Source organism: Pseudonocardia sp. MH-G8 (assembly GCF_002262885.1).
Lineage (GTDB): Bacteria > Actinomycetota > Actinomycetes > Mycobacteriales > Pseudonocardiaceae > Pseudonocardia.
Genome location: NZ_NKYF01000005.1, coordinates 253,136 through 265,345 on the forward strand (window position 1 = coordinate 253,136; position 12,210 = coordinate 265,345).

Annotated in this window: 10 protein-coding genes; 8 read left to right on the plus strand and 2 right to left on the minus strand. The window is 74.2% G+C overall.

Features of this window, described 5'->3' with window-relative positions; genetic code table 11:
- Window positions 1-9 precede the first annotated feature (9 nt).
- Together CFP66_RS15260 and CFP66_RS15265 are read left to right on the plus strand one after the other, a co-directional pair.
- Complete coding sequence (locus CFP66_RS15260) at window positions 10-795, plus strand: hydroxypyruvate isomerase family protein (protein ID WP_094924425.1); 786 nt, start codon at window positions 10-12, stop codon at window positions 793-795.
- On the plus strand, window positions 792-1,679 hold the full coding sequence (locus CFP66_RS15265; RefSeq protein ID WP_094924427.1) for a 2-hydroxy-3-oxopropionate reductase: 888 nt from the start codon (window positions 792-794) through the stop codon (window positions 1,677-1,679). Before CFP66_RS15260 ends, CFP66_RS15265 begins: the two co-directional genes overlap by 4 nt.
- Before the next feature lie 125 nt (window positions 1,680-1,804).
- On the opposite strand, the gene CFP66_RS15270 is transcribed toward CFP66_RS15265, so the two are convergent.
- Together CFP66_RS15270 and CFP66_RS15275 are read right to left on the minus strand one after the other, a co-directional pair.
- Window positions 1,805-4,261: a bifunctional diguanylate cyclase/phosphodiesterase gene (locus tag CFP66_RS15270; RefSeq protein ID WP_094924429.1), complete on the minus strand. Its 2,457-nt coding sequence runs from the start codon at window positions 4,259-4,261 to the stop codon at window positions 1,805-1,807.
- 110 nt (window positions 4,262-4,371) lie between these two features.
- Window positions 4,372-5,646, minus strand: a complete 1,275-nt coding sequence (locus CFP66_RS15275) for an ROK family protein (protein ID WP_143517268.1) — start codon at window positions 5,644-5,646, stop codon at window positions 4,372-4,374.
- Between the two features lie 132 nt (window positions 5,647-5,778).
- Here CFP66_RS15275 and CFP66_RS15280 point away from each other — a divergent pair, with 132 nt between their 5' ends.
- The 6 genes from CFP66_RS15280 to CFP66_RS15305 are packed head-to-tail and all read left to right on the plus strand — an operon-like array spanning window position 5,779 to window position 12,176.
- Window positions 5,779-7,284, plus strand: coding sequence for a sugar ABC transporter ATP-binding protein (locus CFP66_RS15280; protein ID WP_198961459.1), 1,506 nt, complete (start codon window positions 5,779-5,781; stop codon window positions 7,282-7,284).
- Window positions 7,281-8,318 (plus strand): ABC transporter permease, encoded by a 1,038-nt coding sequence (locus CFP66_RS15285; protein ID WP_369805054.1) that lies wholly within the window; start codon window positions 7,281-7,283, stop codon window positions 8,316-8,318. The genes CFP66_RS15280 and CFP66_RS15285 overlap by 4 nt, the downstream gene beginning before the upstream one ends.
- A gap of 24 nt (window positions 8,319-8,342) precedes the next feature.
- Entirely contained in the window at window positions 8,343-9,410 is a 1,068-nt protein-coding gene (locus CFP66_RS15290) for a substrate-binding domain-containing protein (RefSeq protein ID WP_094924783.1), read from the plus strand.
- On the plus strand, window positions 9,407-10,600 hold the full coding sequence (locus CFP66_RS15295) for a Gfo/Idh/MocA family protein (RefSeq protein ID WP_094924433.1): 1,194 nt from the start codon (window positions 9,407-9,409) through the stop codon (window positions 10,598-10,600). Before CFP66_RS15290 ends, CFP66_RS15295 begins: the two co-directional genes overlap by 4 nt.
- On the plus strand, window positions 10,600-11,610 hold the full coding sequence (locus tag CFP66_RS15300) for a sugar phosphate isomerase/epimerase (protein ID WP_094924435.1): 1,011 nt from the start codon (window positions 10,600-10,602) through the stop codon (window positions 11,608-11,610). Before CFP66_RS15295 ends, CFP66_RS15300 begins: the two co-directional genes overlap by 1 nt.
- Window positions 11,607-12,176 carry a hypothetical protein gene (locus CFP66_RS15305; RefSeq protein ID WP_094924437.1) on the plus strand — a complete coding sequence of 190 codons (570 nt, stop codon included), beginning with the start codon at window positions 11,607-11,609 and terminating at the stop codon, window positions 12,174-12,176. Before CFP66_RS15300 ends, CFP66_RS15305 begins: the two co-directional genes overlap by 4 nt.
- The last annotated feature ends 34 nt before the right edge of the window (window positions 12,177-12,210 follow it).

Genomic DNA, 12,210 nt, shown 5'->3' on the forward strand with positions numbered 1-12,210 from the left:
GAGGATGCGATGACCCGCACGACCCGCTGGACCGTCAACTGCTCCATCCTGTTCACCGAGCTCCCCCTGCTGGAGCGCCCCGCCGCCGCCCGCGCGGCCGGCTTCGAGGCCGTCGAGTTCTGGTGGCCGTTCCCCACCGCCGCGCCCGGCGCCGCCGAGGTCGACCGCTTCGTCCGCGCCGTCGAGGACGCCGGCGTGCAGCTCACCGGCCTCAACCTCGCCGCGGGCGACATGCCCGCGGGCGAGCGCGGGCTGGCCTCCTGGCCGGGGCGCGAGACCGAGTTCCGCGACAGCATCGACATCGCCGCCGCCGTCGGCAAGCGCCTGGGCACGCGCGTGTTCAACGCCCTCTACGGCAACCGCGTCGAGGGCGTCGACCCGCGCGACCAGGACGACCTCGCCACGGCGAACCTCGGGCGCGCGGCAGCCCTGCTGGAGGGCACCGTGGTGCTGGAGCCGCTGAGCGGGCCGCAGCCCTACCCGCTGCGCACCGCCGCCGACGCGCTCGCCGTGGCCGACCGGGTCGGCGCCCCGAACGTCGCCCTGCTCGCCGACCTCTACCACCTCACCGTGAACGGCGAGGACGTCGCCGCCGTGATCCGGGAGCACGCCACCCGCATCGGGCACGTCCAGATCGCCGACGCCCCCGGCCGGCACGAGCCGGGCACCGGCGAGATCCCGTTCGACGCGCACCTGGCCGCCCTGCACGACACCGGCTACGACGGCTGGATCGGGCTGGAGTACGCACCGACCACGACCACCGACAGTGCTTTCGACTGGCTGGAGCAGAAGTGACCACCATCGCGTTCATCGGCCTCGGGATCATGGGTGCCCCGATGGCGGGCCACCTGATCGACGCCGGCCACGATGTCGTCGGCTACAACCGCTCGCGTCCCGCCGTCGACGCGCTGGTGGAGCGGGGCGGGCGGGGTGCGGACAGCACCGCCGACGCCGTGCGCGACGCCGACGTCGTGATCACGATGGTGCCCGACGGCCCGGACGTGGAGGCCGTCGCGCTGGGGGACGAGGGGATCTACTCCTGCGCGAAGCCCGGCACGCTGCACATCGACTGCTCGACGATCCGCCCCGACGTCACCCGTGCGCTGGCCGAGGCGGCCGCGGAGCGCGACGTCCGCGTGGTCGACGCTCCCGTCAGCGGCGGCGAGGCCGGCGCGAAGGAGGGCACGCTGTCGATCATGGTCGGCGGCGCGGAGGCCGACGTCGCGGCGGCGCGCCCCTACCTCGACGTCGTCGGCGGCACCGTGGTGCACGTCGGCCCCGTCGGCGCGGGCCAGACCGTCAAGGCGGCCAACCAGCTCATCGTCGCCGGCAACATCCAGCTGCTCGCCGAGGCGCTGGTGCTGCTGGAGGCGCAGGGCGTGGACACCGAGGCGGCCACCGAGGTGCTGGGGGGCGGCCTGGCCGGCAGCACGGTGCTGCAGCGCAAGGCGGCCGGGATGCGGGCGCGGGAGTTCGCGCCCGGTTTCCGGATCGACCTGCACCACAAGGACATGGGCATCGTCACCGCCGCCGCCCGCGAGGCCGGCGTGGCCATCCCGCTCGGTGCGCACGTCGCCCAGCTCGTGGGGGCGCTGCGCGCCATGGGCCACGGCGACCTCGACCACAGCGCGCTGCTCCTGCTCGTCGAGCAGCTCTCGGGTCGCGGCGAGCACGCCTGACGCACCCCGCGCGCGACACACGCGCACGGAAACCCCGACTCGCGGGGTGTGGGTGCCCCCCACCCGCGAGTCGGGGCCCCACCCCCGCGAGTCGGGGTGTGGGTGCGTGCGTGTCGTGGTGGCGTTCAGCCGGGTTCGGAGGCCGGGCGGAACCAGCGGCCGGCCCCGAGGGGCTGGTCGCTCGCGCGGATGCCGCGCAGGTGCGGGGGCAGGACGGGCAGGTCGGCCAGCACGGCGGGGGTCAGCCGCGCTCCGGTGGCGGGACGGGCCACGAAGTAGCCCTGGACCAGGTCGCAGCCCTGGCGGCGCAGCTCGTGCAGCTGCCCGGCGCGCTCGACGCCCTCGGCCACCGTGCGCAGGCCGAGGTGGCGGGCGAGGTCGAGCATGCCGCGCAGGAACCAGCGCTGCTGCTCGTCGTGGTCGATGTGCGCCACGAAGGACCGGTCGATCTTGACGGTGTCCGCGGGCGTGCGGGCCAGGCGGGACAGCGTGCTGTAGCCGGTGCCGAAGTCGTCGAGCGCGACCCGGACGCCGAGCGCGCGCAGCCGGCGCATCACGTCGACGGCGCTGCCGGGGCGGTTGTTGACCGCCGTCTCGGTCATCTCCAGCGCGAGCTGGCCGGGGGACAGGCCGTGCCGGCGCAGCACGCCGGCGATGCGCTCGGGCAGCCCCTCGTCGCCGAATTCCGTGGGATCGACGTTGACCGCGATGCGCAGCCGCCGGTGCGCCAGCCCGGCGGTCCACGCGGCGAGCTGCGCGCACCCCTGCTCGAGCATGAGCGCCGTCAGCTGCCCGGACAGGCCGGCCTCCGCGCAGGCGGGCACGAAATCCGACGGCGGGACGGCGATCCCGTCGTGCGTCCAGCGCGCCAGCACCTCGAGTGCCGAGATCCGCCCGGAGACCGGGTCGACGACCGGCTGGTAGATCGCGTGCACCTCGTGGCGCTGCAGCGCGGCGGCGAACGCGGCCGGCAGGCCCGGCCGCCCCCGCCGCAGGGTGCCGCGGCGTGCGACCGGGTCCGCCGGGTCGGCACGGCGGCCGGCGGGGAGCTCGGGGGAGTGCGCCGCGACGTCGCCCTTGCCGGAGGCCTTCACCGCGTACATGGCGAGGTCGGCCCGGTGCAGGAGTGTGGCGGCGCGGGTGGCGGCGCGGGTGCCGGGGCTGGTGTCCTGGCCGGCCTCCACGCCTGCGACCCCGATGCTGGCCCCCACCTCCACGGACCGCCCGTCCACGTGGATGGGCGTGCCCAGCGCGGCGAGGAGCCTGCGGGCGACGACGGTGGCGTCGTCCCCCTGCTCCACGAGCACCGCGAACTCGTCGCCGCCGAGGCGGGCGAGGGTGTCGGATCCGCGCAACTCGCCGCGCAGGCGGGTGGCGACGCCGGTGAGCAGGGCGTCGCCCGCCGCGTGCCCCAGCGTGTCGTTCACGGATTTGAAGCCGTCGAGGTCGAGGAACGCGACCGACACCGACTGCCCGGAGCGCTCGGCCCGCTCCAGGGCGTGCTCGAGCCGGTCGAGGAACAGGGCGCGGTTGGCGAGCCCGGTGAGGGGGTCGTGGAAGGCGAGGTGGTGCAGCTGCACCTCGCGCTCCTGCACGGCGCGGGTGAGCTCCTGGTTGTCCCGCACCGTGACGTACTGCCGCGCGAGGACGAGCAGCACCAGCACGACGACCAGGGCGACCTCCACCGCGTCCGGCCCGGCGTCGGCCAGCGAGTCCAGCGCTGCGAGCACCACCGCCGCCGTGAGCGGCACGTAGGGCAGCAGCAGCGCGGCGCGGCCGGCCTCGCGGGGCAGGGGCGCGGCGGTGGTGAAGGGTGTGGAGTCGCGCTGCACGAGGGCACCGGCGATCGCGAGCAGGCAGAACGCGATCCGCCACCCCCACCCGGCAACCGTGCCGTTGGCGTAGGCGCCCGCCGCCACCTGGTAGGCGAACACCGTGTCGGACACGGTCATCGCGAGCACCGCGCCACCGAGCAGCCCCCAGCGCAGCGGAGTGTCCCGGGTCTGCGCGACGGTGAGCACGGCGGCGGTGAGCAGGACGGCGTCGGCGATCGGGTAGGCCAGCGCCGCCGCGGCGTCGGGCAGTGCGGTGCCGGAACGGGCGACGAGGGTGTCGAGCCCGCCGACCCACGCCGCGAGCCCGATCGCGGAGCCGATGACGAGCGCGTCCAGCAGCCTGCGGGGTGTGGCCATGCGCGCGCCCGGTGGGGCGAGCCGGGCCAGCCCGACGAGTGCGGCGACGGGGAAGGCGAGGAAACCGACCTCGGCCGCCAGGGCGGGAGACGCGGTCGTGCCCAGGTTCTCGTGGACGGTCCACACCGCCTGTCCCGCGGCCCACGACCAGCACGCGACGGTGAGCGCGGTCCACCCGCGCCGCGCCCGCGCACGGCTGCGCCGGGCCGCGCGCAGGCAGCACAACCCGGCCACGGCCGCGAGCAGGAACAGTCCGAGGTCGGCGGCCAGCCGTCCTGCGTCGCCGTCGAGGGCGAGGCCGAGCCCGCCGAGGACGACGAGGGCGGCCGCCGCGCCCGCGGCAGCTGTGGCCCCGGGACGGCGGGTCGGCGCCGGAGGCGGTGCGGTCATCGAACTCCGTTCTCCCGGGTGCAGGCGACCAGTGAATCGGCCCCCGTATCGGCGCCGTCGCCCGGGTCCCCGGTTTCACCCGATCCGGTGCCGGGATCCAGCGGCCCGAGTCAGTCGCTCCGGGCCAGGAGCAACCCGATCGACTCGGTCGACAGCACGCGCTCGATCCCCAGCACGGTGGCGCCGGCCAGCCCGGCGTACTCGCCGAGGACGCTGTTGGTCAGGACGAGGTTGCGCGTGGCCAGCGGCAGGGCGCGCTGGTAGGCGACGCTGCGCACGCCCGCCAGCAGCTCGTCGCTGGCCGCGGACAGGCCGCCACCGATCGTCACCCGCGCCGGGTTGTAGAAGTGCACGAGCGTGGCGACGAGCTCCCCGATCAGCCCGGCCGCCTCGCGCACCGCCGCCACGGCGGCCGGGTCGCCGCGGGCCAGCAACGTGCGGACCTCGTCGATCGGAACCGGTGGGCCGGGCTCGCCGAGCCGTCGCGCGATCGCACCGGCGGAGGCGACCGCCTCGATGCAGCCCACGTTGCCGCAGACGCACGCGTCGTCGGGGGCGCCGCGTACCCGGACGTGCCCGATGTCCCCGGCGGCGCCGTCGGCACCGTGGTGCAGCACCCCCTCGCGGCCGACCAGCCCGCCGCCGATCCCGGTGCCGACCTTGACGAAGAGCAGCGGTGTCTGGTCGGCGGGTAGCGCGCGCGCCTCCCCGAGCGCCCGGAGGTTGACGTCGTTCTCCAGCACGGCGGGGCAGCCGAAGGTCCGCGACAGCCGCGCGGCCACGGGATAGGCGTGCCAACCCGGCATGATCGGCGGCCGCACCGGGACACCGCGGGTGCCGTCGACCGGCCCGGGCAGGCCGATCACGACCGCGCGCACCGGCACGCCGGCCGCCCGCCCCGTGGGAGCGCCCCCGCGCAGCAGCGGCAGGGCGCTCTCACGCAGTTGCGCGAGCTCGGTCTCCACCGCCCGGAGCACGGCGTCGGGGCCGTCCCGGACGTCCACCGCCACGTGGGTGCGGGCGAGCACGCGCTGCGACAGGTCGACGACGGCGAGGTGCGCGCTGCTCGCCCCGACGTCGGCGAGCAGGACGTGCCCGCCGCGCGGGGAGAGCGCGAGCCGGTCCGCGGGGCGTCCGCGCCCGGCGGTCGGCCGCGTGCCGTCGACGTGCAGCAGGCCGCGGTCGAGCAGCTCGTCGACCGCGGTGCTCACGGTGGTACGCGCCAGGCCCGCCGCGGGGACGAGATCGGCCTTGCTCACGGCCGCGCCGGAGGCGACCAGGCGGGCCACCGTGCTGAGCGTGACGGCGGCCTCGATGCGGCCGGACAGCGGAGGCGCGGACAGCCGCAGCGGCGGCAGCGGCTCCTGTGGGGACGGTGGCAGCATCACGGTCCGATATCGACGGAAATCTGGCGGAAAGAGGCATTATTCCGTCCTTGTACGGCACTGGTCAATGCTTCTACCGTTCGCGGCGCACGGGCCAGCGCCGATGCTCGCTCCGCTCGCGAGGTGGAACACATGACAGCAGAACCGCTGCTCACGATGCGCGGCATCGTGAAGCAGTTCCCCGGGGTCCGCGCCCTCGACGGCGTCGACCTCGACGTCGCCGCGGGCGAGGTGCACTGCCTGCTGGGGCAGAACGGGGCGGGCAAGTCCACGCTGATCAAGGTGCTGGCCGGGGCGCACCGGCCGGACGCCGGTGAGATCGTCTGGTCGGGGAGCCCGGTGTCCTTCGGGGCGCCGCAGGCCGCGGACGCCGCCGGCATCGCGACGATCTACCAGGAGCTGGACCTGGTTCCCGGCCTGTCGGTGGCGGAGAACATCGTGCTGGGCCACGAGCCGTCGCGCATGGGCTTCAGCCGGCTGCGTGCGGGCGAGGACATCGCGCGGGCGCTGCTGCGGCGCCTCGGACACCCCGAGATCCCGCCGCGGCGCGAGCTGGGCCGGTTGTCGGCGGCGGGCCAGCAGGTCGTGAGCATGGCGCGCGCGCTGGCCCGCGACGCCCGGCTCATCGTCATGGACGAGCCGTCGGCCGTGCTGGACCCGGAGGAGGTCCAGAACCTGTTCCGGGTGATCCGGGAGCTCACCGCGGACGGCGTCGCGGTCGTCTACATCTCGCACCGCCTGGACGAGATCCGCGAGATCGGCGACCGGGCCACCGTGCTCAAGGACGGGCGGACCGTCGCCCGCAACCTGCCGGCCCGCGACACCCCGACCGCCGACGTCATCCGCCTGATGACCGGCCGCACGATCGAGTACGTCTTCCCCCGGCGCACCGAGGCGCCCTCGGACGAGGTGGTGCTGGAGGTCGAGGGCCTCGCGCGCACGGGGGAGTTCTCCGGCGTCTCCTTCACGGTGCGCGCGGGCGAGGTCCTCGGGCTCGCCGGTCTGGTGGGCTCCGGGCGCTCGGAGATCCTCGAGACGGTCTACGGGGCGCGCAAGGCGAGCGCCGGCACCGTCCGGGTCGCCGGCGCGACGCTGCGCCCGGGCTCGGTGCCCGCGGCCGTCCGCGCGGGGATGGGCCTGGCTCCCGAGGAGCGCAAGAGCCAGGGCCTGCTGCTGGGGGAGCCGGTGTTCCGCAACGTGACGCTGCCCGCGATGGGCCGCTTCGCCCGTGGCGGGTTCCTGGGTCCGCAGGCCGATCTCGCCGCCGCCGCGCAGGTCACCTCCCAGCTCGACGTGCGCCCGACCGACGCCACCCGCCCGGTGCGCACGCTCTCGGGAGGCAACCAGCAGAAGGTCGTGCTCGCCCGCTGGCTCCTGCAGGGCTGCTCGGTCCTGCTCCTGGACGAGCCGACCCGCGGCGTCGACGTGGGCGCGCGCAGCGAGATCTACGCGCTGGTCCGGCGGTTGGCCGCGGAGGGGTCGGCAATCGTGCTGGTGTCGAGCGAGGTGCCCGAGGTGCTGGGCCTGGCCGATCGGGTGTTGGTGGTACGGGAGGGCCTCGTGGTCCACGAGGCCCCCGCAGGTGAGCTGGACGAGGGTCGCGTGCTCGACCTGGTGATGGAAGGGAGCAGGGCGTGACCGAACAGACCGTTCCCACTGCCGACGAGCGCGACCGGGTGGAACAGGCCGCCCGCGAGGCGGAGCCGCCCCGCTCCCCGGCCCGGCGGCTGCTCGACAGCGGTGCCGGGCGCAACCTGGGCCTGGTCGCCGTGCTGGTGCTGCTGGCGCTGGTCGGCGCGATCACCGCGGACACGTTCCTCACCGCGTCCAACCTGCTCACGGTCCTGACCCAGGCCTCGATCATCGGTGTGATCACCGTGGGCGCCACGTTCGTGATCATCGGCGGTGGCATCGACCTGTCGGTCGGCAAGGTGATGGCGCTGTCCTCGGTGTGGGCCACGACGGTGGCGACGCAGTCGTTCGGCCCGCTCGTGATGGTCTTCTGCGCGATCGCGGTCGGCGTGGGGGCCGGGATGGTCAACGGCCTGCTCATCGCCTACGGGCGGATCGTGCCGTTCATCGTCACGCTGGCCATGCTGATCTCGGCCCAGGGGCTCGCGGAGCAGATCTCGGGGCGGCGCAGCCAGATCGTCACCGACCCGGTGATCGCGGGCATCGCGACCACCCGCGTGCTGGGCATCCCGCTGCTGGTCTTCCTCTTCGCGGCGGTCGTGGCCGTCGGGTGGGTGGTGCTCAACCGCACGACGTTCGGCCGCCGCACGTTCGCCATCGGCGGCAACCCGGAGGCCGCCCGCCTGGCGGGTCTGGACGTCAAGCGGCACACGATCCTGCTCTACATGGTGTCGGGCCTGTGCTGCGGCATCGCCGCCATCATGATCGCCTCGCTGACCACCACCGGTTCGAGCACCCACGGCACGCTCTACGAGCTCGACGCGATCGCCGCGGTGATCATCGGCGGCACGCTGCTGTCCGGCGGTCGCGGCACGCTGATCGGCTCGATCCTCGGGGTGCTGGTGTTCACCACCATCACGAACCTGTTCGTGCTCAACAACCTCGCCACCGAGGTCCAGAACATCGCGAAGGGCGCGATCATCGTCGTCGCCGTGCTGATCCAGGCCCGCGCCCAGCGCTCGTCGGTCTCATCCAACTAGAGCCTTTCCACACAGGAGATGAAGATGTCCGATCCCACCCGGGGCCTGCACCGTCGCAGGTTCCTCACCGGCGCGCTCGGCGTCGGCGCCGGCGCGGCCCTGACCGCGTGCACCAGCAACGAGGCACCGGCCCCGGCCGGCGGCGCCCCGGTCGCCCCGGCACCCGCCGCGGGCAGCGCCGCCGAGCCCGGTCCGCCCGTCACCATCGGCTTCTCCGCCCCGGCCGCGGACCACGGCTGGATGGCCGCGATGGCCACCAACGCGCAGGCCCAAGCCGACCAGTACCCGGACGTGACGTTCGAGCCGGTCAACCCGACCAACGACATCGCGCAGCAGATCGCGGCCGTGGAGACGCTGATCAACCGCGGCGTCGACGCGCTGGTGATCCTGCCCAACGACGGCAGCCAGCTCACCCGGGTGGGACAGCAGGCGATGGACGCCGGCATCCACGTCATCAACCTGGACCGGGTCTTCGACTCGCCGCTGGCCTACCGGACCTGGATCGGTGGCGACAACTACGGCATGGGCGTCAGCGCCGGCCACTACATCGGGCAGCGGCTGCGCGACGCGGGAGTCGCGCAGCCGATCATCGGCGAGATCGCGGGCATCGACAACCTGCCGCTCACCGCCGCCCGCAGCCAGGGCTTCGCCGACGCGCTCGCCACGTTCGGCTTCGCGGTCGGACCGCGCCAGGCCGCCGACTTCACCGCCCAGGGCGGGCAGGAGGTCGCCGCCAACCTGCTGCAGGCCTCTCCCCGCCTGGACGCCCTGTGGAACCACGACGACGACCAGGGCATCGGTGTGCTCGCCGCGATCAACCAGGCCGGCCGCTCCGAGTTCTTCATGGTCGGCGGGGCCGGCTCGGCCAACGCCATGCGCGAGATCCAGGCCGACACCGGCGTGCTCAAGGCGACCGTGACCTACAGCCCGTCGATGGCCTCCTCGGCCATTGCGCTCGCGCGGCTCGTGGCGCAGGGTCGGGGTATGAGCGATCTTGCCGAGCAGGAGGTGCCTGCGTCGATCACGCTGGCCTCGGCGACCATCACGCGGGAGAACGTGGAGACGTACATGCCCCTCGGTTTCGAGTCATGACCCCAGGTTCGACACCCGGTCCGACGCTCGGCGTGGGGATGGTGGGCTACGCCTTCATGGGTGCCGCCCACTCCCAGGCGTGGCGCACGGCGGGGCGGTTCTTCGACCTGCCGCTGCAGCCCGACATGGCGGTGCTCTGCGGCCGCAACGCCGACGCCACCGCCGCGGCCGCGCAGCGCATGGGCTGGCGGCACACCGAGACCGACTGGAAGGCGCTGCTGGGGCGCGACGACGTGCAGCTGGTCGACGTGTGCACCCCGGGGGACACGCACGCCGAGATCGCCGTCGCCGCGCTGGAGGCCGGCAAGCACGTGCTGTGCGAGAAGCCGCTCGCCAACACCGTCGACGAGGCGAAGGCCATGGTCGCCGCGGCGGAGAAGGCGAAGGCCCAGGGCGTGCGCAGCATGGTGGCCTTCAACTACCGGCGGGTGCCCGCGGTGGCGCTCGCGCGGCAGCTCGTGGAGCAGGGCCGGATCGGCCAGATCCGGCACGTGCGCGCCACCTACCTGCAGGACTGGATCACCGATCCGGAGTTCCCGCTGGTGTGGCGCCTGCAGAAGGACAAGGCGGGCTCCGGGGCGCTGGGCGACATCGGCGCGCACATCGTCGACATGGCCCAGTTCGTCACCGGCGACCGCATCAGCGGCGTCTCGGCGCTCACCGAGACGTTCATCAAGGAGCGGCCGCTGCCGGAGGCGTCCTCGGGGCTGTCCGCCACGGGGTCGTCCGCGCGCGGCGAGGTCACCGTGGACGACACGGCGCTGTTCCTCGCCCGGTTCGGCGGCGGGGCGGTGGCCACGTTCGAGGCCACCCGGTTCGCCACCGGCCGCAAGAACGGGCTGCGGCTGGAGATCAACGGCAGCGCCGGGTCGCTCGCGTTCGACTTCGAGTCGATGAACGAGCTGTCCTTCTACGACGGGACCGAGGACCCCGACACCGCCGGGTTCCGCCGGATCTACGTCACCGAGCCGACCCACCCGTACATCGGCGCCTGGTGGCCGCCGGGCCATGGGCTCGGCTACGAGCACGCGTTCACCCACGAGGTCGTCGACCTGGTCCGCGACCTCGCCGCCGGCGCCGACCCCACCCCGTCGTTCGCCGACGGGCTGCAGGTCCAGCAGGTGCTCGACGCCGTGGTCCGCTCGGCCGAGGCCGGCAGCAACTGGCAGACGATCGCAGGAGAGGGCTGATGGCACGACCGATCACGCTGTTCACCGGGCAGTGGGCCGACCTCCCGTTCGAGGAGGTCGCCCGGCTCGCGGGGGAGTGGGGCTACGACGGGCTGGAGATCGCCTGCTGGGGTGACCACTTCGACGTGCGGGCCGCGGTCGAGGACGACTCGTACGTCCAGGGCCGCCGCGACATCCTGGAGAAGCACGGCCTGCAGGTCTACGCGATCTCCAACCACCTCAACGGTCAGGCCGTCTGCGACGACCCGATCGACGAGCGGCACCACGCCATCGTGCACCCGCGCGTCTGGGGCGACGGTGACCCCGAGGGCGTGCGGCAGCGGGCGGCGGAGGAGATGAAGTACACGGCCCGCGCCGCCGCGAAGCTCGGCGTGGACACCGTCGTCGGGTTCACCGGGTCGAAGATCTGGAAGACCGTGGCGATGTTCCCGCCCACGCCGCAGTCCATGGTCGACGACGGCTACCGCGACTTCGCCGACCGCTGGAACCCGATCCTCGACGTGTTCGACGAGGTCGGCGTGCGCTTCGCCCACGAGGTGCACCCGAGCGAGATCGCCTACGACTACTGGACCGCAGTGGCCGCGCTGGAGGCGGTCGGGCACCGCGAGGCGTTCGGCCTCAACTGGGACCCGAGCCACTTCGTGTGGCAGGACCTCGACCCGGTCGGGTTCCTGTGGGACTTCAAGGACCGGATCTACCACGTCGACTGCAAGGACGCGAAGCGCCAGGTCGGCAACGGGCGCAACGGCCGGATGGGCTCGCACCTGCCCTGGGCGGACCCGCGGCGCGGCTGGGACTTCGTCTCCACCGGGCACGGCGACGTGCCGTGGGAGGCGTGCTTCCGGATGCTCAACACCATCGGCTACACCGGCCCCATCTCGATCGAGTGGGAGGACGCCGGGATGGACCGCCTGGTGGGCGCCCCGGACGCGCTCGAGTTCGTGAAGCGCACGGTCTTCGAGGCGCCGTCGGCGGCGTTCGACTCCGCCTTCAGCAGCGGCGGGGAATGAGCCGGGCCGCCGGTCACGACGCCGCCGGGCTTGACCTGGCCCGCAGCGGGCAGCGGCGCGGGGTCGTGATCCTGGCGGTCTTCGGAGTGGCCTGGGGACTGGTCGGGGCCTCCGGGCTCCCGGCCGGCCCCGGGTGGGTCCTGCGGATCGCCGCGGCGCTGGTCGCGGCCGGAGCCGTCGTCGTCGCCCTGCGTCCCGTTCCCGCGGGGCGCGTCGCACGCGAGGCGCACCTCCCCGACGGGTGGCGGCGCGGAGTCGGTCTCGTCAACGGCGGCCAGTTCGTCGCGATCGCGCTGGTCGTCGCGGTCTTCCTGCTGCTCGGGCGCCCGGAGTTCGTGCCGCCGCTGGTCTGCCTGGTCGTCGGGCTGCACTTCTTCCCGCTGGCCCGGCTGTTCGACCAGCCCGAGTACACGCCGACCGCCGCCGTCCTGTGCGCCGTGGCCTGCGCGGGTCTGGTCGTGCTGCTCGCCGGTCCCGGCGCAGCGCCGTCGCGGGTGGTGGTCGGAGCCGGCGCCGCGCTCACGCTGCTCGGCACGGCCTGGTACCTGGCGCTGCGCCGCAGCTGACGCGGTTTCCGCCCCGGCGTCAGCAAAGCCACCT

Excerpts from the sequence above, each read along its gene's own strand:
- CFP66_RS15305 (WP_094924437.1), top strand. The coding sequence starts at position 11,607 with ATGAGCCGGGCCGCCGGTCACGACGCCGCCGGGCTTGACCTGGCCCGC.
- CFP66_RS15300 (WP_094924435.1), top strand. The coding sequence starts at position 10,600 with ATGGCACGACCGATCACGCTGTTCACCGGGCAGTGGGCCGACCTCCCG.
- CFP66_RS15280 (WP_198961459.1), top strand. The coding sequence starts at position 5,779 with ATGACAGCAGAACCGCTGCTCACGATGCGCGGCATCGTGAAGCAGTTC.
- CFP66_RS15290 (WP_094924783.1), top strand. The coding sequence starts at position 8,343 with ATGTCCGATCCCACCCGGGGCCTGCACCGTCGCAGGTTCCTCACCGGC.
- CFP66_RS15295 (WP_094924433.1), top strand. The coding sequence starts at position 9,407 with ATGACCCCAGGTTCGACACCCGGTCCGACGCTCGGCGTGGGGATGGTG.
- CFP66_RS15275 (WP_143517268.1), bottom strand. The coding sequence starts at position 5,646 with ATGCTGCCACCGTCCCCACAGGAGCCGCTGCCGCCGCTGCGGCTGTCC.
- CFP66_RS15270 (WP_094924429.1), bottom strand. The coding sequence starts at position 4,261 with ATGACCGCACCGCCTCCGGCGCCGACCCGCCGTCCCGGGGCCACAGCT.
- CFP66_RS15260 (WP_094924425.1), top strand. The coding sequence starts at position 10 with ATGACCCGCACGACCCGCTGGACCGTCAACTGCTCCATCCTGTTCACC.